The organism is Nostoc sp. KVJ20 (genome assembly GCF_001712795.1).
GTDB lineage: Bacteria > Cyanobacteriota > Cyanobacteriia > Cyanobacteriales > Nostocaceae > Nostoc.
This window is the reverse complement of sequence record NZ_KV757846.1, coordinates 1-1,666: the sequence shown is the minus strand read 5'-3', so window position 1 is coordinate 1,666 and position 1,666 is coordinate 1. Positions and strand designations below refer to the sequence as shown.

The window sequence follows — 1,666 nt, the reverse complement described above, 5'->3', positions numbered from 1 at the left end:
ACTTTTAAAACATCCTCTGAGAAACAATAAGCTTTTTTGAGCGAAAAAAGAACATAGGATTTTTTTAAGCGTAGTAATACATATAAGCTTAAAACAACCGAAGTCTATTTTGCAGGCAGGTTAGAGACTAATTTTAAAAGAAGTAATTGATTATTACGAGATACAATAAATTATTAAATAATACTTTATTAAGTTTATGTTAAAAATGGAACTTTTAAAAAGGTTAACATTTTTTGTGTATAAAATAACAAAACAAATTACAAAGCCGGTTTAGTATCCCCAGCCAGAGAATCTAAACGTAAACGCTCATAGGAGCAGTAACTCAATAAATCGGCGCTGCTGAATAAGGGGATGAATGTCTCACGCAAAGATGCAAAGAAAGTCTATAAAATCATTCCGCATTTATGCAACGCCAGATTTTGATAAATTTCATCAAGCCAAAGATATTGCGTTAAACCTCTGCGTTCTTCTGCGTTTCAGAAATGCCACTCACAATAATGCAAACACCAGCTAACAAAAATGCCAATGCACCGCCAACTGCACCAATCAAAGGTGTTATTGCTTGCGGTTGGGGAAATATGACGCCAAACAAACTCATTGCTAAGGCGAATCCACCAAAATACATCCCAATTCCTAATCCCACCCATCGCTGCGGTACTAGTCCTAAAGCAAAAGGAATTGCCCCATTGACAATTAAACTAAAGCCAGCAACGATTACCACAATTATCGGGATTTGTGCCCCCACAGATATCATTATCAATAATGAGGGAATGATTGCACAGATCCCACAAAGCATTGCTTGACTATTACCAATTTTGACTGCGAAGATTCCTGCTGGTATGCTGGCAAGTGCGATCGCTAATCCGATCCATACCATCAGCACATCAATGTTATCAGTATTTAGTTGAGTCTTCAATACTTTACCTAAAACATCAAAGAGAAATCGGATACCCCACGCGACACCGAAACCAGTTCCTAAAATCAACGCCAATTTCTGTAAGGGCAACTTTACTGTTTCTGCTTGGTGTCTATCTACTGGTGCTTCTGGAGGATTGACTAACCGCAACACAGCCGCCGCCCCCAGCATGACGAAGGAACCGATCGCAAAGGTATAAACTGGCCCTAAACTCAGAATAAACTTGTTGCTTATCGGTCTAAAAGCCCCAATCGCACCACCTGCCAAAGTGACAAAACTTACTGCTAAAGGTAACTGGGCTGGTGTCGAATACATTCCTAATAGGCACATCGCTGGAGAGCGAAATATTGTCATTGCTAATGCCCAGGCTACTAATACTATAGGTAAGAGCGATCGCATCACAGTACTAGGTGGGATAAAACTCACAACGCATGGTATGGCAATAAACAAAGCCGATGCAAGAATCATACCTACTGAGATGAAGGGAAACCGAGTTCCTACCCAGCGCCTAGCTTGGTCTGAAAGTCCGCCCATCAAGGGTTCCAGCACTGCACCCAAGGCATTTTCGACTATCACCAAGCCAACTGCCAATGAGGCAGGAAAACCAAACTGAGTCAAAAGTTGTGGCAAATATATATTATAAATTAACCACGAAAGCGTAATTGCTCCCTGCACTGCTGCCAACACCCAAACTTGCACCCATAAAATATTGAAATGAGATTTTGAGGTAGTCAAGTCGCTTCGCTCCAA

The 1,666-nt window shown here is 40.8% G+C and carries 1 protein-coding gene; it reads right to left on the bottom strand.

Annotation, left to right across the window (positions count from 1 at the left end; translation table 11 throughout):
• Positions 1-451: 451 nt before the first annotated feature.
• Positions 452-1,651 carry an MFS transporter gene (locus tag A4S05_RS38210; RefSeq protein ID WP_069074921.1) on the bottom strand — a complete coding sequence of 400 codons (1,200 nt, stop codon included), beginning with the start codon at positions 1,649-1,651 and terminating at the stop codon, positions 452-454.
• Positions 1,652-1,666: the final 15 nt, after the last annotated feature.